Genomic DNA, 22745 nt, shown 5'->3' with positions numbered 1-22745 from the left:
CAGGGCGAGAGCGAAGCTCTCGCTTGCAGCCGGCGGCAAAGCCGCCAGCGACGCCACCGCATCCGGTTTATAAATCCGAAGCGCAGCCACCCGTCATCTTTTAAATACGAAGCGAAAGCAACAGCGCGTCAGTCGTCGGCGGCGATCCGGTCGGCGAACTGCGGGAGCTCGTCGTCGAGGAGCGCCACGGTCGCCAGTCGGATCGCGTGGGGCCACCCGAGCGGCGTCGCGCTGTCGGGCGTCCCGTCGTCGAAGAACTGCTCGGGGAGGTAGCTCGTCGGCTCGCAGAGCGTCCCGCCGGGCGAGACGTGCGCGAGCAGCTCCCGAGCGCGTTCCGTCATCTCGGCCGCGCGCGGGTCGTCGCGGTCGGCGAGCAGGACGGCCAGCTCGGCGCACGCGTTCGCGCCCCACGCGGTCGAGACCGTCCACACCTTCTCCGAGCGCTGCCCGGCCCGCCGCCAGCCGTCGCCCTCGTACCGGACGAGCCCCTCGATCTCGTCGCTCTCGTGTGCGAGCCCGTCGACGACCGTCTCGACGTGCGAGACCAGCCGGTCGAGCCGCTCCGCGTCGACCACGCCGTCCCCGCCCTCGGGTTCGTCGCCGCCGAGCGCGTCGAACGAGCGGTGCGCGCTCGCCAGCGACAGCGTCGAGGAGTCGAGTCGGTCGTCGATCGCGCCGTCGGGCGTCTCGCGGAGCGCGTAACACCCGCGCTCGGGGACCCACAGGTCGTCGAGCGCGTCGTACACCCGCGCCGCCTGGTCGCGGGCGTGCGCGGCGAGGTCGTCCGGGAGGGCCGCGGGGTCGAGGTCGCCGCGCGACCCGATCGCGTCCGCGTCGAGCGCGTCGCCGTGGAGCGCGAGCTCGCTGTACGCCTCCAGGAACGTCGCGGCCGTGTGCGCGAAGCGTCCGGCGCTGTCCTCCCACGCGTTCTGGCAGACGACCGGGCGGCCGTCCGCTTCGAGGGTCTCGTCGAGCCCGGCGAGCGCGGCGACGAGGGTCTCGTCGAGCCCCTCGACGTCGGCGCCGGCGGCGCGCGCCTGCGCGAGGTAGGCGATGACGCTGCCGGTCTGGTCTGCCTGGTAGTCCACGTCGGGCCCGTCCTCGATGCGCGCGTTCGCCCAGCCGGGCGCGAGCGCGCCGCTCCGCGGCCAGACGCGGTGCGGCCACGAGCCGTCGGGGCGTTGGGTGGCGACGTACATCTCGGCCGAGCGCACGTGCCAGTCGTCGAGCCCGAGCCCGAGCCGGTCGTCGGCGCCGAGCAGGAACGTCGAGATCTCCGCGTCGTCGCGGAACCACGTGTAGCCGTAGCCGCCGGAGGTCGCGTAGAAGGGGTCGAAGTCGGGGCCGGCGATCCGGAGCCCGGACTCCGCGGAGAGCAGCGAGAGCACACGGAGGTCGGCGACGACAGACTCCCGGGCCCGGACAGATTCGGGGACCGAGGGAGTCGTCTCGCTCGCGGCCGCGGCGAGCGCGTCGCGGTCGTCGAGCTCAGCGAACAGCTCCGCGAGCCGGTCGCGGGCCGCCTCGCGCGTCGTCTCCTCGCGGTCGATCAGCAGGGTGCCGACAGTCGCGACGCCGTCCTCGAAGGGAACGTCGGCGATCACCTCGCCGGAGAGGCGCTCCTCCTCGTAGCGGTCGCCGTCGCGGTCCCGCGGGAGGTCGGTCGGCGCGTCGTCGAGCAGTTCGGGAAACGTCGCCGGGAGCTGGCCGCGCAGGTCGGCGAAGCCGGTGTCGCTCGCGAGGAAGTCGGTCTCGTCGGCGTGGTACACCTCGATGGCGTCGTCGTATCGGAGCTGACCCACCCGGTCGTCGCGCCCGTCCGGCGCGAACCTAGCGTACACGACGAGCGAGAGGTCCGCGGGGTCGACGTTCGCGTGCCCGTCGTCGCCCACGTCGACTTTCGCGCGCGTGAGGTGGGCGCCGCCGAGCGTCACGTCGTGTCTGGTGACCGTCGCCCAGTCGGTCTCGTGAACGGTCTCTATCAGCGTGGTGTCGCCGACGTAGCGCTGCTCGGTCGGGGTCTCGTCGAGCCAGATGACCTCGTCGCCGATCGCCAGGCCGATGCGCGAGCGGACGAGCCCCGTCTGACCGGTCAGCGGGTACCCGAAGTCGCGGAGTTCGCCGTCTGCGTCGACGTGAACGAGTCGTCCTTCGCCGCCCGAGAACCGACCGGTGACGGTCCGGCGTTCGCCGGGGAACCGGGTTGCGTGCCCGGTGTTTCGCTTGTAGTCGTCGAGCGCGTCGCGGAGTTGCATTACGGAAGTAAACGACCCCTCCGGATATGAAGTTTTGGTGTAATTATTGTTCATGCGTTTGAAGAACAGAACCTGACAACGCAGGCGCCGCCGGGACTCGGCGTCCGCGAGCCCGCACCTGCGGATGAGGAACGCCGGCGGCCGCCGCCGAGGACGGCCGCGGCGAGCCGGTCCTCCGACTCTTATAAGTGATCCCCTTACGCATTTCCGACACATGGATGACCGGACGCTGAACGATCTTCTCCGCCGGTTCGGGCTGTCGGACAAGGAGGTCGATACGTATCTCAGTCTCTTGGCGCACGGCGAGGCGAAGGCGAGCACCGTCGCCGACGCCGCCGGCGTGTCGAAACGCTACGTGTACAGCGTGAGCGAGTCGCTCGCAGAGCGCGGCTTCGTCGAAGTGAACGACCACGTCGTGCCGACGACGATCCGCGCGAACCCGCCGGACGAGGTGATAAACCGACTCCGCTCGGACGTGGACGCGATCCGCCCCGGCTTAGAGGAGCGCTTCTCGCGGGTAGAGCGGCAGACCGAGCAGTTCGAGGTGATCAAATCGCGGGTGACGGTGATAAAGCGGATCCGCTCGCTGCTCGCGGACGCCGACAGCGAGGTGACGCTGTCGATCACGGCCGGCCACCTCCCCGAGATCCGCGACGCCCTCGTCGAGGCGGTCGACCGCGGCGTATTAGTGCTGCTCATCGTCTCTGACGCCCCCGAGGTAACGGACGAGATCGAGGGCGGGCTCGACGGCGTCGCCAGCGTCGTCCGGACGTGGCGCGAGGCGATGCCGACGCTCCTCACCGTCGACTCCGCGGCCGGCGTCGTCGCCCCGCCCGAGCTGTTGCGCCGGTCTAACACCGATCGGCAGGCGATCCACTTCTCGCAGGAGCAGCTCGCGCCGGTGATCGTCGGCTCGTTCTTCGGCAACTACTGGCCGGCCGCGGAGGAGGTCGCGACCGCGCCGCCCACACCCCTCCCGGTCGAGTACGCGAACTTCAGGCACACCGTCTTCCAGGCCACGCTCCGGCGCCGCGCCGGCGAGACCCCTCGCGTCACCGTGGGCGGCCGGTGGACCGAGGACGACGAGCCGGCCGAGGTCAGCGGTCGCGTCGTCGAGTCGAAACAGGGGATGGTGGAGCCGACGACCAACGAGTTCCCCGTCGAGCACTCGCTGGTCGTCGAGACCGACGACGGCGAGACCGTCACGGTGGGCGGGCAGGGCGCCTTCGTGGAGGACGTTGAGGCCGACCTCGTGCGGATCGAGGCGGACGAAGACGGCTCCGAGGAGGGGGAGAAGACGGAGGACGATACGGACGAGGCAGGCGACGAGTAACGGCGAGATCGCGTCAGGGGCGTCGACGACCCCGCCGCCCGGCGGCGACACGCCCAGTTACGACCGGATCGACGCGCTGGCGATCCCGACCGGCTCGTCGTCGGAGCCGGCGGAGAAGCTGACCCGCCAGCCCCCGTCGACGGAGGCGATCCGGATCGCGTCGTGGCGGTGACCCGGCTCCGTTCCGCGGTACAGTTCGAGGACCAGCGGCAGCGTCGGGAACCGCCCGTCGCGGGCCGTGAGCGCGCAGTCGGACACCAGGACGGTCGCGCTCTCGGCCGTCGAATCGGCGGTGCGGGAGTACCCCCCGACGACGCCCGCCCCGGCGAGGCGCTCGAACGCGCCGGCGACCGGATCGCCCGCGGAGACGGGCGGAAGTCCCGCCGCCGCGGCCGCCAGCACCGACGCCTGTTCGTCGGGGGTGAGCCGCCTGTGGAGGGCCGCGGCCATCGCTTCGAGGAGGCACAGACAGAGGTCGTTCGGGTCGCTCACGCGCTCGGCGAGGTCGAAGTACGCGTCCATCACCGCCGACTCGGCGTCGGCGTGACCGCCAGCCGACAGCGCCTCGAACAGCGCGGCCGCCGCCTCGTGGCAGAACTCGACGCGGTCTCGCCCGCGGTCGTTGTCACGGCCGCTCGGCTCGTCCGGGGCGTTCCGATCGCGGGTTCCCTCTCCGCCCCCCACCGCGGGATCGGAGAGGCTCCACTCTGACGCCTCCGCGGCCGAGAATCGGCGTACGTCGTGCGGGTCGCTGGACGGCTCGTCGGGTCCGTCTGGACCGGGAGCGTCGCCGGCGGTCTCGGCCGCCGAACCGTCGTCCGCGAACTCCTGTCGAACGATCACGTCGTAGTACGGGACCCCCGGGTCGTACCGACGAAGCGTATCCCGGTACTGCTCGGCGGCGCGCGCCGCGGCACGCGCTACTGGCCGGCTCTCGAACCGGAGCCCGGCCGCCGGGACCGGTCGGTCGCCGTACCGCGCGCAGACGAGCGAGTACTCGCCCGTCTCGCTCGCGAGCGATTCGATGTGGTCGCTGATCTCCAACAGCGTCGTTCCGATCACGTGTGTCACCCACTCACGCAGCTCAATCCTCGAGGCTCGGGTGCGTCTCCTGCGGGTCCGGATGTGGCGCCGCGAACCGCTCCCGGATCGCCTCGCGCGACGCCTGCTCGCGCTCGCGGCGCTCGGCCGCGTCGATCTCCTCGCAGCCCGGCGGCACCTGCCGCCCGCGGTCTGTGAAGTACCCCTCGGGCGCGACCCAGTCGTGGTAGAACCCGCGCTCGTCCGCCTCGCAGATCGCCACGCCGACCTCGGCGCCGTGACCCGCGCACACCGCCGCCTGATGGGGTTTCTCCGCGAGCCGCCCGGCCGCGTACAGCCCGTTAACGCCGGTCCGACCGCGCTCGTCGGTGTCGACGTACGACTTCCCGCGGTCGAGGATGCCGACCCCTTCGACGTCCGTGAGGTAGCCGACCTCGTTCTTCGTCGCGGCGACGACGTACCGGGCGCGGAGCGGGTCGCTGTGGCCGCCGGAGTCGCGCTCCGTCTCGACGACGAACCGAGCGTCCTCGCCCGGATCGGAGCCCTGGGAGCCGACCGCCGCGACCCGGGTCACGCGGCCGTCGAGCCGGTCTGCGCCCGCGGTCGCCGCCTGCTCCCCGAGGAGGTCGAGCAGGCGGCGAGCGTCCACGCCGAGCGGGAAGCCGGGGAAGTTCTCCAGGTGCGCGTTCCGCCGCAGGATCGACTCCCCCGAGTCGACGACGAGCGTGTCGAGCCCCTGTCGGGCCGTGAAGACGGCCGTAGAGAGCCCGGCGACGCCGCCGCCGACGACGACCACGTCGCGAGAGCGAGGCGAGTCGGTCTCGCCGTCCGCAGACATCTCGTCGCCGCTCATCAGTCGATCCCCCGCGCGAGTCGCGAGTCGTCGTTTCCGTTCGCCATACCCGTCGGCGCGCGCGAGCCGTGGTAGTCGCTTCGGTCCGGGGCCGGTTCGACTCCGGTTGTTCCCGCGACCGCGTGACGGGGGCACCGCGCGCTCATCGCCGCACCCGAACCGGTCGTTTCGCCGCGATGAACGGCTCGTCGCCGTCGGCGGCCGCGAACGCGAGGTCACCGTCGGCGCCGCGCTCGACGCGCCACGCCGGGAGTGCCGGGACGTCGTACTCGGTCGGGTCGCCGAAGGCGGCCGCGACCGCCCACTCGCGGGCCCGCATCTACGGCCCTCCGATGAAGCTCACCGCGTCGACGCGGTCGATCGCGTTACAGCGTCTCCGTGCGGTTCGGTCCGCGTGTTTTTCCATGCTTTTAGGCCTGCCTAAAGCATTAAATCGCTTTCGAATTTTAGGAGGGCCTAAACCGGGATCGGTCGGCGAGTGCGCGCCCTCGACCCGCCGCCTCGTCGATCGACAAAATACATAAGATATTAGATGATAATTCAGAATCCGGCGTCAGTAAGGCGTCTATCCAGGTCTTAATCGAGTTTTAGGTCGTACGAAAAAGTGTTCTTATATTGATAACTTATAAGTGGGTAGCGGGCGTACGGGGTAGTGTTATGAGCACTCAGAAGGAGACTCGGCAGCGCGCCGGCACCGTCGAAGAGAACGCCCTCAGGCTCGAACCCGAGAAGGCGGAGCAGATCGTGGAGGCGCTGAACGTCGACCTCGCGGACGCGTACGTCCTCTACCACCAGCTCCACAAGCACCACTGGAACGTCGAGGGCGCGGAGTTCCTCGACGTCCACGTCTTCCTCCAAGAGGTGTACGAGGACGTCGAGGCGGCCGCCGACGAGCTCGCCGAGCGGTTGCAGGCGCTCGGCGGCGTCCCGCACGCCAGCATGGCGACGCTCGCAGAGAAGGCCACCGTCGAGCCCGAGGACGAGGACGTCTACGACGTGCGCACGTCGCTCGCGAACGACCTGGAGATGATGGGCGACATCATCGAGAGCTACCGGCAGCACATCGAGCTCGCGGAGGGGCTCGGCGACTACGCGACCGGGGAGATGCTCCGCGAACAGCTGGAGGACATCGAGGAGCACGCGCACCACATCGAGCACTACCTCGAGGACGACACGCTCGTCGTAGAGTCCGCGACGAACTGACGAAACGCGTTTTTAGCGAACGTCCGGCGCCGTCTGGTCGGTGCGGCCCGGCACCGTCACTTCGATTTCTAACTCCGGTTCACCGACGCCCTCGAAGTCGATCTCGAGCTCCACGGGTTCGCCGAACGCGAAGGGAAGCTCCCACTCGTCCGTCTCGATACAGAGGTCGTCGCCGTCGCGGAGCCCCTCGCCGAGCGCGATCAGGAACTCGCCGGCCTCGCTCGCGTCGACGCGGTACTCCTGTTCGAAGTTCCGACCCGCGATGACCGTCCGCTCGTCGTCCGTCGGGGACTCGTCCGAAGTGGGCTCGTCCGAAGCGGGCTCGTCCGTCATCTCACCGAGTTACCTCGACCACGTGATCGCTCGCGATCCACCCGTCCGTGTTCTCGGATTCCATGAACACCGATCGACCGGGACATCCCTCACAGACCGTGACGTCCGGATTCTGGTCGGGTTCCGATTCGCGACGGGAGTCGGTGCGGGACTGGGTGCCTGCTGACATTACCGCCATTTAGGCAGACCTAAAATAAAAAGGGTGCGGTCGACGACTGCGCTCGTGGAGGTACCCGTGGCCGACGACAGCGTCGGTGTCGTCGGTCTGGCGAGTGATGACCACAGTCACGGCTCGCGCGTCGGTGAGGCGTCAGAGTCGTCGGATCGGGCCTCGCCGTCGAGGTCTTCGAACAGCAGGTGGGCGAGCCGCTCGGCCACCGCGGGGCTGACCAGTCCGGCCAGCTCCATCGCCTCGCGTTCGTGCTCGTCGAGGCCGAGGACGTCGCGGAAGAACCACGACAGCGCGACGTACGTCTCGTGGAGGTCGCTCGCGCGCGCTCGCCCGGCGTCGGTGAGGGTTGCCCCCTCGTACGGCTCCCGGACGACGAGCCCGTCGGCCGCGAGCCGCTGGAGCATCTCCGTCGCCGCCGCCGGGGACCGGTCGAGCGTCTCGGCCACCCGGCCGGGAGCGACGGGCGGCGACGTCCGGTGTTCCGCGATGTACAGCGCGAGGAGGTACCGGGCCGTCCGCGTGGACCCCGATTCGCCGACGTCCGCCATGTTTTTTAGGCTAACCTAAAAGAATAAATCGGTTACGGATCCGAACACCGGCGGCGCGACGCCTCACGGGGTCGCCCCCGAGGTGGGCGGTTCGACCACTCGCCGGCGAGTGATTCGATATAGCCGATTTTGATTTATTGCTCGTCGAACGCCCGAATCGATCGGAACGAGCCGTCGACGATCGCGTCGGCGATCCCGCCGACGTCGCCGTCGCGCGGCACCTCGTGGGGATACTTCCGGCCGAAGTACCGCAGGAGGTTCTCCACGTCTCGTTCGAGGAACTCGCGGGCGTTCTCGTGGTCGACGGGGACGGCCTGCGGCCAGTCGAAGATCGTGATCCCGCTTTCCGCGACCGCGACGTTGTGTTCGGACATGTCCGCGTGGATCCAGCCGCGTTCGTAGGCGGTCACCAGCTCTCGGAGGACGAGGTCGAGGACGCCCACGGCCTGCTCGGGGTCGAGTTTCGCGCGCGCGAGCTCGACGCCGTCGAACTTGTCCATCACGATGGCGTGACGGTTGTGGTCGATCGGACGGGGGACGGAGACGTCCGGGTACATCGCCTCCATCGCCTCGTACTCGCGCTCGGCCGCCTTGCGCGCGGTGTACAGCCACGAGACGTGGTCTCGGTCGGCGGTGTACTCGCGCTCGCGGTTCACCTCGCGGAAGTTGGTGTACCCCTCGCGGTGGTACTTCAGAGCGAGCGGCTTGAACGACTGCGCCTCGTACACGTCACCCTCCTTGCCGAACCCCAGGGGTGAACCGACGCCGTCGATGGTCTCGCGCTCGGAGAAGGTGCGGAGCGCCAAGGCGTCGTACCCCTCGAAGGTGAGCTGGTACCCCTCGTACTGGATCGTCTTCCGTTCGATCAGCTCGCGGTCGAGACACCGGTCGATCCGGTAGTCGACCTCCTCGCGCGTCAGGTCGGCGTAGTCGGGGAGCTTGTCCCGGCGGACCCACTCGGAGAAGCGCATCCCCTGCTCGACACCCGAGAGGAGGTAGAAGTCCTCGGGGTCGAGCTCGGCCATGTCGCCGGCGACGTTTCGAACCATACACGCCCCTACTCCGGGGATTCCTAAAAGGGACGCGCGTTCGGTGAACGGCGGTATAAATCAGATATCGCGATAGCAAATTGGGTAGCACCTGGTTTGCAGTGCCTACAGATTGGCCCGCTCGCGGACGCCTCTCGTTGACTCTGAAGGAATCACGGGCCGATTTCGAACCGAGGACACGGAGCGACGAGCGGCTGGAAGATCGAACGAAAAGGACGCATCGATGCCGCCCCTGCGGTCAGGAACCGCCCGGAGGGGACAGTTCACGTGACGGATCGCCGTTCGGGGACGGGGAGGTGAGAGCGACGGTTAGTGCCCTGCCTCAGGGCTCGCCGACGTCGCCGACCACCGTCCGGCTCTGCTGGCGCATGAACTGCTGGAGGTACCACGGTCCGCCCGCGAACTTCCCGGTCGTGCCGGAGTACTTCCAGCCACCGAAGGGTTGGGCCTCGACGAGCGCTCCCGTCGTGGCGCTCTGTTCGCGGTTCACGTAGCACATTCCGGACTCGATCCGGTCGAACCACGCGTCGATCTCGCCTTCGTCCTCGGAGAAGAGACCGGCACAGAGGGCGTACTCGCTGTCGTTGGACTTGTCGATCGCCTCGTCGAGACCGGACACCGGGTGAATCGTCACGAACGGGAGGAAGTGCTCGTCCGTCGCGAGCGCGTGGTCGTGGGCGAGCCCCGTTACGACGGTCGGCTCCACGTACCGGCCGGTGGGGAGGTCCGCGTCCTCGAGGCGGCTCCCGCCGCAGCGCACCGTCCCGTCGGCCCTCGCTCTCTCGCAGATGTCGTCGTAGCGCTCGAGTGCGGCGTCGTCGATCAGCGGTGAGACGACGGTCTCTCGCCGCTCCGGTTTCCCGACGGCGAGCTCCTCCGTCTCCTCGACCAACCGCTCGGTGAACTCGTCGGCGACGTCCTCGTGGACGTACACGCGAGACGTCGCCGAGCACTTCTGCCCGCTGAACGAGAACGCCCCGAACTTCACTCCCGAGACCGCCTTTGAGATGTCCGCGGTGTCGGAGACGATGACGGGGTTCTTCCCGCCGAGCTCCGCGATCACGGGGCCGCGCTTCCCCATCTCGTCGAACGTTCGCTGGATGTTGAGCCCGACCTCTCGGGACCCCGTGAACACGAAGCCCGCCACGTCCTCGTGTTCGATCAGCGGCTGGCCGACCTCGCGGCCGCCGCCGGTGACGAGGTTCGCCACGCCGTCCGGAATACCGGCTTCGATGAGGACGTCGAAGAACGTGTGCGCCGTCAGCGGCGTCGTGCTCGCCGGCTTGACGACCGCCGTGTTGCCGGTTATCAGCGCGCCCGTCGTCATTCCGACGAGGATGGCGAACGGGAAGTTGAACGGCGAAACGACGCCGAACACGCCGTACGGCTGGAGGTCGCTGACGCACCGCTGTCCGGGGGTCGGCTCGCGAAGCGCTCCGCTGTACGCGTCGGTCCGCTCGAGTTCGTCGCTGTAGTACCGGAGGAAGTCGATCGCCTCGTCCACCTCGGCGATCGCTTCGGTTCGGTTTTTCGCGTTTTCGTAGGCCATCAGCGCCGCGATCTCTATCTTCCGCTCCTGCACGATGTCCGCGGCCTCACGGAAGATGGCGGTCCGCTCTTCCCACGACGTCTCCTTCCACTCCGCGAACGCCTCGCTCGCGGCCGCGACCGCGTCGTCGACGTGTCCCTCGTCGCCGGCGGCGAACTCTCCGAGGACCTGCTCGGTGTCCCCGGGGTTCCGAACGGTAAACGTGTCGTCAGTTTGAACGGTTTTCCCGTCGATCCACAGCGGGTGGCTCTCGCCGAAGTCCGAGGCGATATCGTCGACCGCGGCCTCGTAGGCCGCATGGAACTCGTCCAGCGTCCCCTCCTCCGTGTGTTCCTGAATGGTGAGTTCGTTCTCGAACTGACTATGTGTCATTACTTAACAACAACAGACGCACACGGCATAAATGTGTACCACCGGTCTCGCTCCCGGGCGGGGCGACGCGGGAGGCTCGACCGAGGACGGGCTGCGACAGGACGGCTGCGGACGTTTCCCGACGGGCCGACGCCGCCCGAGCGCAACCGCTTTCGGACCGGCGGGCGGAGGGGCGAGTATGACTGCGCCGACGGGCGACTGGCGGCTGATCCGAGAGGATTCTCGGCCGGGACCGATGCAGATGGCGCTCGACGAGGTCGCTGCGGAGACCGCGGCCGCCGGCGGGCCGGCCACCGTCCGGACGTATCGGTGGGATCCGAGCTGTCTCACGCTCGGCTATCGACAGGACCCGGACACGGTCGACTGGGCGTTCTGCGACCGCGAGGGGATCGACGTGACGCGCCGGCAGACCGGCGGCGGCGGGATCTACCACGACGCGCACGGCGACATCGCCTACTCGATCGCGGTGCCCGCCGCCGACGTGCCCGGCGAGCTGCTCGACTGCTATCACCTGCTGTGTGAGCCCGTCCTCGACGCGTTCGGCCGTCTCGGAATCGACGCCGACTACGTCGAGGAGTCGGTCCCCGAGCTGTACCACCCCGCCTGCTACCTGCGAGAGCTGCACCCGGCCCACGACGTGGTGGCGGGAGGTTCGAACGCGGCGGGCGGCGACGGTGCGGACGAGGACGGCGCGGACGACGACGACGCGGGCGAGGACGGCGCGGGCGAGGACGGCGCGAGCGAGGACGGCACGACGGGCGGCCGGAAGATCGCCGGCAATGCCCAGTACCGCAAGCGCGACGCCGTGATCCAGCACGGCTCGCTGACGTTCTCGGTCGACGCGGCGCGTCACCTCGGGGTCTTCGCCGAGCCGCCGGTCACGCCGGCCGCGTTCGGCGAGCGCGTCGTCGGAATGGACGAACTGGCGGACGTCGACCGCGCGGACGCCGTGGCGGCCGTCGAGGCGGCGCTGGTCGCGTGGGTGACGGGAGGTGAGGGCGGCGAAGAACGGGGGGACGACGGCGGGGAAACGGTCGAACTCGACCGCGACGGCTCCTGGTCGAGCGCAGAGCTCGCTCGGGCCGAGGAGCTCGTCGAGACGAAGTACCGCGACGACGGGTGGGTCCGAACGCGACCGGGGACCGGTCGGTAGGATCGACCGTCCGGTTCCGAAGGGGCTTTTTCAGTCGCTCTCCTGGTAGCGGTATGAGTCTCAAGGTCGGCGCCCACGTCTCGATCTCCGGTTCGAGAGCGTCCAACGATCCAGAAACGCCGCCGCACGGGAACATCGCGAACGCGGTGTTCAGACAGAAGCAGTTCGGCGGCAACTGCGGCCAGATATTCACGCACTCCCCGCAGGTGTGGCAGGACCCGAACATCGGCGAGGAGGAGGCCGAACTGTTCCGCGAAGGGACCGAGCGCGACCTGGAGGGGCCGTGGGTGATCCACACCTCCTACCTCGTCAATCTCTGTACGCCGAAGGACGGGCTCCGCGAGAAGTCGCTCGACTCGATGCAGAAGGAGGTCGACGCGGCCGAAAAGCTGGGGATCCCCTACGTCAACGTCCACCTCGGCGCGCACACGGGGGCGGGCGTCGAGGGCGGCCTCGACAACGCCGCCTCGGTGATCGACGACATCGACGTGCCCGACGGCGTCACGATCCTGATCGAGAGCGACGCGGGCGCGGGGACGAAGCTCGGGGGCGAGTTCGAGCACCTCGCCGGGGTCATCGACCGCACCGACACGGACATCGACGTCTGCGTCGACACTGCTCACGCGTTCGCGGCGGGGTACGACCTGTCGACGCCCGACGCGGTCGACCAGACGATCGGGGAGTTCGACGACGTAGTCGGGTTGGAGCACCTCGAGTACGTTCACCTCAACGACTCGAAACACGCCTGCGGAACCAACAAGGACGAGCACGCCCACATCGGCGAGGGCCACATCGGCGAGGCGGGGATGGAGCGGTTCCTCAACCACCCGGACCTGGCGGACGTGCCGCTGGCGCTGGAGACGCCGACCGAGGACGGCAAGAGCTTCGCGTGGAACATCGATCGGGTCCGCGAACTGCGCGCGGAGTGAGGAGGGGACGGCGTTCGGAGGTGGCTTAAAAGCGTCCGACGCGCCTTTATATATCCAGGACCGTGATCCACGGTTATGACCACCACGAAAGCGCTGCTTATCGGGCAGCGGCGTCGGTTGGCCCTCACGATGGTCGGCGGGTTCGCCGGCGTCGTGGCGCTCGCGCTGGCGGTCGCGGTCGTCGCCGACCTCGCGGACATCCGGACCGCGACGGCGCTGACCGACCGGCTCGTTCCGCTGCTGGTGTTTTACGCGCCGGCGCCGATTGCGGCCGCCGGCGCGTACGCGCGGTGCGGCGGGCCGGCGTGTCTGACGGTGGGCGTCGTGCCCGCGCTCGTGTTCGCCACGCTCGTGGTCGCGGGAACCGTGTTCGGCGTCCCCGGCGTGGGCGGCGGCGACGCGCCGCTGGGCGGGGTGACGATGTCGTTCGCACTCGTCGGACTGAGCGGGGCGTTCGTCGGCTACTGCGCCGGCGTCACCGCTGCGCTCCTCGCCGATCTCGCCGGGTTCGGCGGTGACGGCGGTGACGGCGGTGACGGCGAGACGGACGCCGCGGAGTGACCGCGGTCCCGCCCGAACGACCGAGTTCCGCACGTTTATTCTCCTCTGTGCCGAACGCGAGGTCGTGCGACGCTTCTCCGCGGAGTACCTCGAACACACCCGCCGCGGGATGTGGACCGACGGCCGTGAGGCCCTCGCGGACCTCGACCTGCCGAACCGTCGGCGCGTCCTCGACGTCGGCTGCGGCACCGGTGAGCTGACCCGCGTGATCGACGCGGAGACGCCGCCCGCCGCGACCGTGGTCGGGACCGACGCGGACTCGGAGCTCCTGCGAGTCGCCCGCGAGGAGACCGGGCTCGGGTACGTCGTCGGCGACGCCACGCGGCTCCCGCTCCGGGACGGCGCCGTCGACCTCGCGGTCTGTCAGGCCCTCCTGATCAACCTCCCGGACCCGGCCGCCGCGGTCCGGGAGTTCGATCGGGTCTCCTCGGACCTGGTGGCCGCGATCGAGCCCGACAACGCCGACGTGACGGTCACTTCCACCGTCGACGCCGAGGAGCGGCTGGAGCAGGAGGCGCGGGAGGCGTACCTGCGGGGGGTCGACACCGACGTGGCCCTCGGCGACCGCGTCCGCGAGGCGTTCGCGGCGGCGGGGCTCACGGGCGTCCGGACCCGGCGGTACGTCCACGAGAAGCGGGTCGCGGCGCCGTATGCGGAGCCGGCGCTGACGGCCGCGGCGCGGAAGGCCTCCGGCGCGGGGCTGGCCGACCACCGCGAGGAGCTGATNCGACCTCCGAGGCCGCGTACGACGACCTCCGGCGGCGCTGGCGCGAGATGGGACGGGAGGTGGTCGACGCGATCGGAAACGACGAGTACGAGCGCGTCGAGCGCGTCCCGTTCGACGTGACCGTGGGACGGGTCGTCTGACTCAGTCCGCGATCGCTTCCGACTCCCCGGTCATCGCCGACGGGTCCTTCACCCAGAGGTCGCCGAACAGGTCGTCCTGCTGGAGCCGGACCGAACCGCGGTGCGCCATGAACAGCAGCGCGAGGTACGTCATGAAGGGGCGGCCGCCCGCGGTCTCGATCTCCGCGAACAGCACCTCCGTGCGCCCCCGGTCGAACTGGGTCCGGAGGGCGGTGTCGATCTCCACGATCACCTCCTCGATGTCCTCATCGTGGGTGCGGTCGGTCGCCTCGCCCGCGGTCGGCTCGCCGTCCTGCCGGAACTCGTCGCCCGTGTGGTAATCGAGCGTCTGGGTGCCGCGGGCGTGGCCGTGCGGCGACTCCGAGGTGTCGTACTCGCGGGAGTCCTTCCACCACGATCCCCGCTCGGCCTCGCGGAGCTCCCGGACCAGCTCGTCGAGCGTCTCCGGGGAGCCCCGGGTGTTCTTCCGGTCGAGCCGGCGGTCCATCTCCGCCTCCAGCCCGTCGACGGGGTCGAAGTCGCCGTCGGCCGGGTCGGGCGCGCCGCCCTCCATCGCGACCTCCCACGGCTCCGGCTCGGGCTCCTCGTCCGCTCCGTCGTCGTCGGCCAGCATGCCGTCGCTCTTCATCCGGAGCAGGACGCTGGCGTAAAAGAGCGCGCGCCCGGTGGTCCGGAGGTCAGTCTCGTCGAGCTTCTCTAAGAACGCGTCGGTCACCTGCACGATGTCGATGTCCCACGGCTCGATCTCGTCCTCCTCGGCGAGCTGGACGAGGAGCTCGACGGGCTCGACCTCGTCGTCCTCGCGATCGCCGGCGGCGCTCTCGTCGCCGCCCCCGTCGCCCGCGCCGGCGTCAGTCGCGCTGCCGACTCCGGGGGCGTCGCCGCCGTCGCGCTCGCTCGTCAGGTCGAGGTCCGGGACGCCGCCCGCCGACTCCGGCGGCTCAGTCATCCGCCGTCACCTCCTCCTCGTCGCCGTCGTCGCCGAACTGCATCCCCGTCACCGCCGAGAGGTTGTCCCCCTGCATCGTGACGCCGATGGCACGGTCGGAGCGCTCTAACAGCGCGGAGCGGTGGCCGACGACGACGAACTGGGCGTTCGCGGCCAGCTCCTCTATCATCTCGCCGACGCGCTCGGCGTTGACCGCGTCGAGGAACGCGTCGATCTCGTCGAGCGCGTAGAACGGGGCGGGGTTGTGCCGCTGGATCGCGAAGATGAACGAGAGCGCGGTCAACGACTTCTCGCCGCCGCTCATCGCGTCGAGCCGCTGGACCGGCTTGTCGGCGGGCTGCGCCTTCATCGTCAACCCCTCCTCGAACGGGTCCTCGGGGTTCTCCAAGAGGAGCTCGCCGCTGCCGGCCGAGAGGCGCGCGAAAATCTCCTCGAAGTGGTCGTTGATCGACTCGAACGTCTCCATGAACGTCCGCTTCTTCTCGGCCTCGTACCCCTCGATGCGCTCCTCGATCCCGTCGCGCTCCTCGACGAGCACGTCCCGGCGTTCCCGAAGCGTGTCCAGCGCCTCCTCGACCTCGTCGTACTCGTCGATCGCGAGCATGTTGACGGGTTCGAGCGCCTCCATCTCGTCCTCCAGCTCCTCGATCCGCGACTCCACCTCGTCGAGGTCCGGAATCTCGTCGGCATCGTACTCGCCGACCTGCGACTCCAGCTCGTCGATCTCCCACGCCAGCCGGTCGCGCCGGTCGGTGAGGTCCTCCAAGTCCGACTCCGCATCCGAGACGAGCGAGCGCTGCTCGTCGCGCTCGCGGGTCGCCTCGGAGATTTCCTCGCGGAGGTCCTCGCGGTCGCCCTTCAGCTCCGTCAGCTCTTCTTCGAGCTCCGCGATCGCCTCGCGTTTCATCGCCAGCGTCTCCTCTTTCTCGTCGATTTCGCGCTCGTGCTCTGCGATCGCCTCCTGGGCCTCGGCCTTCCGGTTCTGCGCCGTCTCGACGGTGTCGTGGAGGTCGTCGACCGCGTCCTCGGCGTACCCCTTCTCCAGTTCGAGCTCGTTGCGCCGCCCGTCGAGCGAGCTCATCCGGTCTTCCAGGTCCGAGATCTCGCCGCGGATCTCGTCGGCGCGCTCGGAGAGCTCCGGGATCTTCGAGTCGGCCAGCTCCGCCTCGATCTCGTCGATCTCGGCGTCGATCTCGTCGATCTCCGCGTTCAGTTCGTCGATCTCCCCGTCGAGCTCAGTCATCTCCGCGTCGACCGACTCGCGTTCCGCCTCCAGCTCCTCGAGCTCCGCCTCCAGCTCGTCGATGCGGTCCTCGGCGCCCGCCAGCTCGTCCTCGGCGCGCTCGACGTCGGCCTCCAGCGACCGGACGCGCTCCGCCGCGTCGGCCTTCCGGTCGCGGGCGTCGTCGATGTCGCCTTCGAGCGCGTCGATCTCGGACTGCAGCGACTGGCGTTCGTCCTCCAGCTCCGATATCTCGGTCGCGAGCCGTTCGAGCTTCCCGCCGCCCGACTTCGTGAACGCGTAGCGGGAGCCGCCGCCCGACCCGCCGGTCATCGCGCCGGACTTCTCGACGAGGTCGCCGTCGAGGGTGACCATCCGGTAGTCGCCCATCAGGTCTCGAGCGGTGTCCATGTCCTCGACGACCAGCGTGGAGCCGAGCACGTACGAGAAGATCCCCTCGTACTCGCCGTCGTAGTCGACGAGGTTGCGGGCGAAGTCGACGACCCCCGGCATCGAGGGTTTGCGCGGGAGGCTCCGGTCGTCCATCTCCGTGATCGGGAGGAACGTCGCCCGGCCCGCGTTGCGGCGTTTGAGGTAGTCGATACACGTCGAGCCCACGCCGTCGTCGTCGACGACGACGTTCGCGAGCCGACCGCCGGCGGCCGTCTCACACGCCTCGGCGTACTCGGCCTCGACGGAGCCGAGCTCGCCGACTGCGCCGTGGACGCCGTCGATCCCGCCGTTCTTCACCTCGGTCACCGCGCGGGGCCACGAGGCGTCGCCGCGCTGGTCGGCGGCCGCCTCCAGCTTCGCGTACTCGTTCTGCTTCTCGCGGAGGTCCTCCTCGACCGCCTCCAGCCGTTCGCTCTTCTCGGCCTTATCGGCGAACAGGTCGGCGACCGCGTCCTCGATCGTCGCCTCGTTTTTTCTCGCCTTGTCGAGCTCGCTGTGGAGCTCCGAGACCCGCGCTTTGTGTTCGGGGATCGACTCGCGGGCTTCCTCCAGATCGGTCCGCGCCTCGCTCACCGCGTTCGAGCGGCGGCGGGCCTCGTCGAGCAGGCGGTCCTTCTCGCGCTGGAGCTCGTTCTTCTCCTCCCGCAGCGACTCGATCGCCTCCTTCTTGTCGGCGAGGTCGGCTTTCAGCTCGTCGAACTCGGTGTCCGCGCCCTCGATCTCGGCCTCGACGTCGGCGAGTTCGGAGCGCTTCGTGGCGATCTCCGATTTCACCGAGGCCTTCTCGACTTTGACATCGCGGATCTCCTCGTCGAGCTCCTCGATCGTCTCCTCCTTGCGGTCGATCTGGACGAACGCGTCGCGCCGCTCGGTCTCGGCCTCCCCGGCGCGCTCCTCGGCGGCCTCGATCCGGTCTTCCAACCGCGAGATCTCGCCTTTCACCTCCTCGATCTCCGACCGGATCTCGATCTGCTCGTCCTCGCCCTTCGTCTCGATCTCGTGGTTGAGGTCGGCCAAGTCCTCCTCCAACCGCGTGAGCTTCCCCTGTCTGGCGTCAAGTTCGGCGCGGAGGTCTTCGAGCTCGGCCTCGGCGTCGTCGATGTCGCCCTCGACGCCCGCGAGCGTCTCGCGCTTCTCCTCCAGTTCGGAGGCCTTGAGGAACCCGCGGTACTCCGCGAGCTCGTCGCGGTACTCCTGGTACTGGAGGGCGGTCTCGCGCTCGTCGGCGAGCTGGTCGAGCCGGTCCTGCTTCTCGCCGATCCGGAGGTCGGCCTCCTCGATCCGGTCTTCGACGGTCTCGAGCTCCTCGTAGGCGGCCTCCTTCTTCTGGTCGAACTCGGCGACGCCCGCGATCTCGTCGATGATCCCCCGGCGCTGGTAGGGGGTCATGTTGATGATCTCGGTCACGTCGCCCTGCATCACGACGTTGTACCCCTCCGGCGTGACCCCGGCGGCCGCGAGCAGGTCCTGCACGTCCGAGAGGTTCACCGACCGGCCGTTCAGGTAGTAGTACGAGTAGTAGTTGTCCTCGGTCTCCTTCACGCGCCGCTTGATCGTGATCTCCGAGACGTCGCCGACGTTCTCCGTGCCGGCGGCGGAGACGACCTGCGAGCGGTCGAGCGTGCCGTCCTCGTTGGAGAGCACCACCGTCACCGACGCCTCGTTCGGGCCGTCCGAGGCCTCGCCCCCGTCGTGACCCGGGTTGTAGATCAGGTCCGTGAGCTTCTTGGCCCGGATCCCGCGGGTCCGGGCCAGCCCGAGCGCGAAGAGGACCCCGTCGATGATGTTCGACTTCCCGGAGCCGTTCGGGCCGGTGACGACCGTGAAGTCGTCGTAAAAGGGGATCCTCGTCGTCCGTCCGAAGCTCTTGAACCCGTCTAAAACCACTTCTGTGATGTGCATGTGTCGCGGAGGGTGAACGGCGGGTTACGCGACGATGATGTCGCTGTCGGACTCCTCGTCGCTCTCCTCCTCCGCGTCTGCCTCCGCCGCCGCAGCCTCGGCGTCGGGCGTCGTCGCCTCCTGTTCGGGGACGATCACGCCGTCGCCGTCCTCGGCCGCCGCCGAGTCGCCGTCAGCCGATCCCGCATCGTCGGCCGCGGGACCGTCGTCGGTTCGCTCGACGACCTCGACGTGGTCGTCCGAGTGCGTTCGGCGCTCGCCGCCGGTCGCCTCGGGCTCCTCGGTGCCCGCCTCCGTGGCCTCCGGCGTCTCGTCTCGCGCCGACTCCGCCGACGCGGCGGCGTCGGACGCGACGGACACTTCCTGTGCGTCCTCCACCTGTCGGACGCGCTCTTTCATCTCGACGAGCTCCTCGGTCAGTCCGTTGACCGCCGCCTGTAGCTCCGCGACCTGCCGTTCGAGGTCCTCGACGCGGTTACTCATTATACACACGTATGCCCACGCGGGCCGTATAAATCTGCGTCAGACATGTGTGGTCGTACCACACGATCTCCGCTGTCCCGCGGGTGAATGTTTCAGCCCGGTGAAACGTGTCTGTCGATCGTCGGACACGAGGAGAAGATACTTGTAGTGAGGGTCGATATCAGTTCGGTATGAGCAAGATCACCTTCCGAGCCGACGACGACCTCGTCGAGCGGCTGGAAGCGTGTGACGCCTCCAAAAGCGAGGTGATGCGAGAGGCCCTCCGGACCCACCTCGACGGCGCCGTCGACGGCGACGCCGACGCGTCGGACGCGACGGTCGACGCCGCGCTGGCCGATCGGATCGACGACCTCATCGCCGATCGGATCGACGCCGCGCTGGACGAGCGGCTCGGCGACCGACCGGCGACGTCTTCGCCGACGGCACCCGCGGCGTATACGCCCGGAAACGCCGGCGACATCAACGTAAACGTCACTCTCGACGCTCCGGGCGCCGGCGAGGACGACGCCAGTGTAACGCGTGAGACGACGGGCGACCCCGACGCGCAGACGCGTAAGACGCCCGCGGATCCTGACGTGCAAACGCGGGAAAACGTCTGTGGCGGATGCGGCGAAAACGTCCCTTCTGACCACGTTTACTGCCCGAACTGCGGCGAAAAGCAGTCTCACAGAGCGTTCTGTGAGTGCGGCGACGAGCTCCGGACCGACTGGGCGTTCTGCCCCGGCTGCGGGCGGCGAACTCCGGCGGCAGACGTCCTCAAGGATCGCTAATTCCCCCTCATCCCCACGTATACGCTCTAACTCTTCCGTTTTCTCGGTGTGTCTTACACCCTCCGGTAGTTTTATAATGGTAGCCTCGGTGACTTCAATTGCGTAAGACGGTCGTCTTACAGCGGCCGTCCGAGGCGGGGTGACCCCCCGTAGTCGGGCGGTTTGGCGCTGTAAGACACACGAGTCGCGTGTTCGCCGTCTTACCGGGGGAATACCAATGGAGCGTGTGACACTACGAATCCCGAAACAGCAGATCGACGAGGTCGAACAGATGGTCGAAACGGGCGAGTTCCCGAACCGGAGCGAGGCGATCCGGTCGGCCGTTCGCGACATGTTAAACGAACAGGACGGCGAGCGCGACGAGCGCGGCCGCAACCGCAACTGGGCGAAGGTGTAAACTAATGCAAGATCTCGTTCAGGACGCTCTCGACAACGCGGAAGCGGAGAAGCGCGACATGGACGTCGACATGGACGACGACGAGTTCGGGGACCCCCGGATCGTCATCGTCGGTGCCGGCGGCGCCGGGAACAACACGGTCAACCGGCTGTACAACATCGGCGTCGACGGCGCCGACACCGTCGCGATCAACACGGACAAACAGCACCTCAAGATGATCGAGGCCAACACCAAGATCCTCGTGGGCAAGTCGCTCACGCAGGGGCTCGGCGCCGGCGGCGACCCCAAGATGGGCGAGCGCGCCACCGAGATGGCCCAGGGCACGATCAAGGAGGTGCTCGGCGACGCAGACCTCGTCTTCGTCACCGCCGGGATGGGCGGCGGCACCGGCACCGGCGCGGCGCCGGTCGTCTCGAAGATCGCTAAAGATCAGGGCGCCATCGTGGTCGGAATGGTCTCGACCCCGTTCAACGTCGAGCGCGCCCGCACGGTGAAGGCGGAAGAGGGGTTAGAGGACCTCCGCAACGAGGCCGACTCGATCATCGTCCTCGACAACAACCGCCTGCTCGACTACGTGCCGAACCTGCCGATCGGGAAGGCGTTCTCCGTGATGGACCAGATCATCGCGGAGACGGTCAAGGGGATCTCCGAGACGATCACCCAGCCGAGCCTCATCAACCTGGACTACGCCGACATGTCCACCATCATGAACCAGGGCGGCGTGGCCGTGATGCTGGTCGGCGAGACCCAGGACAAGAACAAGACCCAAGAGGTGGTCAACGACGCGATGAACCACCCGCTCTTGGACGTCGACTACCGCGGCGCCTCCGGCGGGCTCGTCCACATCACGGGCGGCCCGGACCTCACGCTGAAGGAGGCCGAGGGCATCGCGAACAACATCACCGAGCGGCTGGAAGCGAGCGCCAACGTGATCTGGGGCGCCCGCATCCAGGACGAGTACAAGGGGAAGGTCCGCGTCATGGCGATCATGACGGGCGTCCAGAGCGCGCAGGTGCTCGGCCCCTCGACCCAGAAGCAGGCCGACAAGTCCCGCGCCGCGGTCGACGGCGAGGACCTCGGCGACTCCCGCTCGCGGGCGGCCGAGACGAACGGCACCGCCGGCGCGGCGGTCTCGGGCGGCAGCGACGGCGGCGCGTGGGAGTCCGACGGCGGCAGCGAGCCGACCGAGAAGAACAACGGGCTCGACGTCATCCGCTGACGGTCGCGCCGGCCGACCTCGACGTCGTCGCATCGATCTGCTGACCGCGGTTTTCACCGAACTCTCGACCCGCCGAGCTACGCCGCCTCGATCGAGTCGAGCAGTCGGCACTTCCGACAGACGTCGCGGCTCGTCTTCGAACCGCAGCGCTCGCACTCGCCGAGGTCGGGCGAGTCGGCGTCGCCGCCTTCCCGGTACGCCTCGGCGGCGAGCGCGGACAGCTCCTCGTAGCCGGCCATGATCGAGTGCCGGGCGCCGGGGTGGTTCTCCTCGAGGTCGTGGATCGTCGACTGGATCTCGCCGCGGTACGCCTCCGAGGAGTGCGGACACTCGGCCATGTGGGTCGGGAGGTCGCGGACGTGACAGTACAGTGCGATCTCCTTCTCGGGCACGTCCCGCAGCGGCTTGGCTCGTGGGACGAACGCGTCGGTCCCCTCGCGCTCGTCGAAGGGGCCGAGCGAGGCGTCGAAGTGTTTCGCCACCTGCCGCACGTCGCCCTCTAAGAAGTTCATCATCGCCGTCTGGGCCTCGTCGTCGAGGTTGTGGCCGGTGAGCAGCTTGTCGGCGTCGAACTCGGCGGCGTACTTCTCCAAGAGGTCCCGCCGGAACACGCCGCAGTACGCGCAGGCGGCCATGTTCTCCGGGTCGCTCTCGACCACGTCGTCCATCCGCACGTCGAACTCATCCTCGTAGGAGACGACCTCGTGGCGGAGCGAGAGGTCCGCTGCGAGTTCGACGCAGGCGTCGAGGCTCTCGTCGCGGTACCCCTCGATCCCCTCGTGGATCGTCAGCGCGAGCATCTCGACGCGCGGGTCCTTGCCGAAGACGTCGTCCAGAATTCGGGTCAGCGCGACGCTGTCTTTCCCGCCGGAGAGGCCGATCACCCAGCGGTCGGGGTCGTCCGGCGTCGCGTCCGGATCGAGCAGGCCGTCCTCGCGGACCCGGCGTTTCACGCGCTTCTCGACCGACCGGCGGAGGTGCTCGCCACAGAGGTGCGCCCCGGAGTAGGCGGCGTGGTGGATCGCGTCGTCTCCGCACCTGTCACACTCCATCGGTGTCGGGTTGCGGTCGCGCGCAGATACCCGTTTCGGGCCGCCTACGCGAGAGCGGGAGCGAGATCGGATGGCAGTGG

Annotated in this window: 21 protein-coding genes and 1 pseudogene; 9 read left to right on the top strand and 13 right to left on the bottom strand. The window is 68.8% G+C overall.

The window, feature by feature from the left end; genetic code table 11:
• Positions 1-128 precede the first annotated feature (128 nt).
• Entirely contained in the window at positions 129-2255 is a 2127-nt protein-coding gene (locus tag C468_RS11695) for a glycoside hydrolase family 15 protein (protein WP_008849103.1), read from the bottom strand.
• Between the two features lie 214 nt (positions 2256-2469).
• Here C468_RS11695 and C468_RS11690 point away from each other — a divergent pair, with 214 nt between their 5' ends.
• Positions 2470-3588 carry a TrmB family transcriptional regulator gene (locus C468_RS11690; protein WP_008849102.1) on the top strand — a complete coding sequence of 373 codons (1119 nt, stop codon included), beginning with the start codon at positions 2470-2472 and terminating at the stop codon, positions 3586-3588.
• Positions 3589-3645: 57 nt separating this feature from the next.
• Here the strand turns inward: C468_RS11690 and C468_RS11685 are convergent, their stop codons facing one another.
• The 3 genes from C468_RS11685 to C468_RS18685 form a co-directional block, all read right to left on the bottom strand.
• On the bottom strand, positions 3646-4650 hold the full coding sequence (locus tag C468_RS11685; RefSeq protein ID WP_049912197.1) for a DUF7551 domain-containing protein: 1005 nt from the start codon (positions 4648-4650) through the stop codon (positions 3646-3648).
• A gap of 22 nt (positions 4651-4672) precedes the next feature.
• The gene (locus C468_RS11680; protein WP_008849100.1) at positions 4673-5482 is read right to left on the bottom strand and encodes an FAD-dependent oxidoreductase; all 810 of its coding nucleotides are present in this window, start codon (positions 5480-5482) and stop codon (positions 4673-4675) included.
• A gap of 142 nt (positions 5483-5624) precedes the next feature.
• Complete coding sequence (locus C468_RS18685) at positions 5625-5801, bottom strand: hypothetical protein (protein ID WP_008849099.1); 177 nt, start codon at positions 5799-5801, stop codon at positions 5625-5627.
• Positions 5802-6139: 338 nt separating this feature from the next.
• Here C468_RS18685 and dpsA point away from each other — a divergent pair, with 338 nt between their 5' ends.
• The gene (dpsA, locus tag C468_RS11675) at positions 6140-6685 is read left to right on the top strand and encodes a DNA starvation/stationary phase protection protein DpsA (RefSeq protein WP_008849098.1); all 546 of its coding nucleotides are present in this window, start codon (positions 6140-6142) and stop codon (positions 6683-6685) included.
• Positions 6686-6697: 12 nt separating this feature from the next.
• Here the strand turns inward: dpsA and C468_RS11670 are convergent, their stop codons facing one another.
• From C468_RS11670 to C468_RS11655, 5 genes are all read right to left on the bottom strand, one after another.
• Positions 6698-7018, bottom strand: a complete 321-nt coding sequence (locus C468_RS11670; protein ID WP_008849097.1) for an amphi-Trp domain-containing protein — start codon at positions 7016-7018, stop codon at positions 6698-6700.
• Between the two features lies 1 nt (position 7019).
• A complete protein-coding gene (locus tag C468_RS18680) occupies positions 7020-7187 on the bottom strand; it encodes a hypothetical protein (protein WP_169330912.1) in 168 nt (55 codons plus the stop codon).
• Positions 7188-7303: 116 nt separating this feature from the next.
• Entirely contained in the window at positions 7304-7738 is a 435-nt protein-coding gene (locus tag C468_RS11665; protein WP_008849096.1) for a metal-dependent transcriptional regulator, read from the bottom strand.
• A gap of 134 nt (positions 7739-7872) precedes the next feature.
• On the bottom strand, positions 7873-8787 hold the full coding sequence (locus tag C468_RS11660) for a serine/threonine-protein kinase RIO2 (RefSeq protein ID WP_008849095.1): 915 nt from the start codon (positions 8785-8787) through the stop codon (positions 7873-7875).
• Between the two features lie 322 nt (positions 8788-9109).
• Entirely contained in the window at positions 9110-10708 is a 1599-nt protein-coding gene (locus C468_RS11655) for an aldehyde dehydrogenase family protein (RefSeq protein WP_008849094.1), read from the bottom strand.
• A 178-nt stretch (positions 10709-10886) separates the two neighbouring features.
• Here C468_RS11655 and C468_RS18130 point away from each other — a divergent pair, with 178 nt between their 5' ends.
• The 4 genes and pseudogenes from C468_RS18130 to C468_RS11635 all read left to right on the top strand — a co-directional run bounded on the left by C468_RS18130 (position 10887) and on the right by C468_RS11635 (position 14218).
• Positions 10887-11861 carry a lipoate--protein ligase family protein gene (locus C468_RS18130; RefSeq protein ID WP_049912196.1) on the top strand — a complete coding sequence of 325 codons (975 nt, stop codon included), beginning with the start codon at positions 10887-10889 and terminating at the stop codon, positions 11859-11861.
• Positions 11862-11914: 53 nt separating this feature from the next.
• Positions 11915-12790 carry a deoxyribonuclease IV gene (locus C468_RS11645; protein ID WP_008849092.1) on the top strand — a complete coding sequence of 292 codons (876 nt, stop codon included), beginning with the start codon at positions 11915-11917 and terminating at the stop codon, positions 12788-12790.
• A gap of 75 nt (positions 12791-12865) precedes the next feature.
• Positions 12866-13351, top strand: a complete 486-nt coding sequence (locus C468_RS11640) for a hypothetical protein (RefSeq protein WP_008849091.1) — start codon at positions 12866-12868, stop codon at positions 13349-13351.
• A gap of 64 nt (positions 13352-13415) precedes the next feature.
• A pseudogene (locus C468_RS11635) lies at positions 13416-14218 on the top strand (class I SAM-dependent methyltransferase).
• A gap of 1 nt (position 14219) precedes the next feature.
• On the opposite strand, the gene C468_RS11630 reads toward C468_RS11635, so the two are convergent.
• From C468_RS11630 to C468_RS11620, 3 genes are read right to left on the bottom strand one after another with little or no spacing between them, the layout of a single operon-like run.
• On the bottom strand, positions 14220-15167 hold the full coding sequence (locus C468_RS11630; protein WP_008849089.1) for a segregation and condensation protein A: 948 nt from the start codon (positions 15165-15167) through the stop codon (positions 14220-14222).
• Positions 15160-18744 (bottom strand): chromosome segregation protein SMC, encoded by a 3585-nt coding sequence (gene smc / locus C468_RS11625; protein WP_008849088.1) that lies wholly within the window; start codon positions 18742-18744, stop codon positions 15160-15162. The genes C468_RS11630 and smc overlap by 8 nt, the downstream gene beginning before the upstream one ends.
• 24 nt (positions 18745-18768) lie before the next feature.
• A complete protein-coding gene (locus C468_RS11620; protein WP_008849087.1) occupies positions 18769-19227 on the bottom strand; it encodes a DUF7518 family protein in 459 nt (152 codons plus the stop codon).
• Positions 19228-19397: 170 nt separating this feature from the next.
• Between C468_RS11620 and C468_RS11615 the strand changes: the two genes are divergently transcribed.
• The 3 genes from C468_RS11615 (at position 19398) to ftsZ (ending at position 21613) form a co-directional block, all read left to right on the top strand.
• Positions 19398-19997 (top strand): double zinc ribbon domain-containing protein, encoded by a 600-nt coding sequence (locus tag C468_RS11615; protein WP_008849086.1) that lies wholly within the window; start codon positions 19398-19400, stop codon positions 19995-19997.
• A gap of 217 nt (positions 19998-20214) precedes the next feature.
• Positions 20215-20394: a ribbon-helix-helix domain-containing protein gene (locus C468_RS11610; protein WP_004595187.1), complete on the top strand. Its 180-nt coding sequence runs from the start codon at positions 20215-20217 to the stop codon at positions 20392-20394.
• Between the two features lie 4 nt (positions 20395-20398).
• The gene (ftsZ, locus tag C468_RS11605) at positions 20399-21613 is read left to right on the top strand and encodes a cell division protein FtsZ (protein WP_008849085.1); all 1215 of its coding nucleotides are present in this window, start codon (positions 20399-20401) and stop codon (positions 21611-21613) included.
• 77 nt (positions 21614-21690) lie between these two features.
• Here ftsZ and ncsA read toward each other — a convergent pair whose 3' ends face one another.
• Complete coding sequence (gene ncsA / locus C468_RS11600) at positions 21691-22665, bottom strand: tRNA 2-thiolation protein NcsA (RefSeq protein ID WP_008849084.1); 975 nt, start codon at positions 22663-22665, stop codon at positions 21691-21693.
• Positions 22666-22745 lie beyond the last annotated feature (80 nt).

The organism is Halorubrum kocurii JCM 14978 (genome assembly GCF_000337355.1).
Taxonomy (GTDB): Archaea; Halobacteriota; Halobacteria; order Halobacteriales; family Haloferacaceae; genus Halorubrum; species Halorubrum kocurii.
This window is presented reverse-complemented; position numbering and strand designations above follow the sequence as displayed.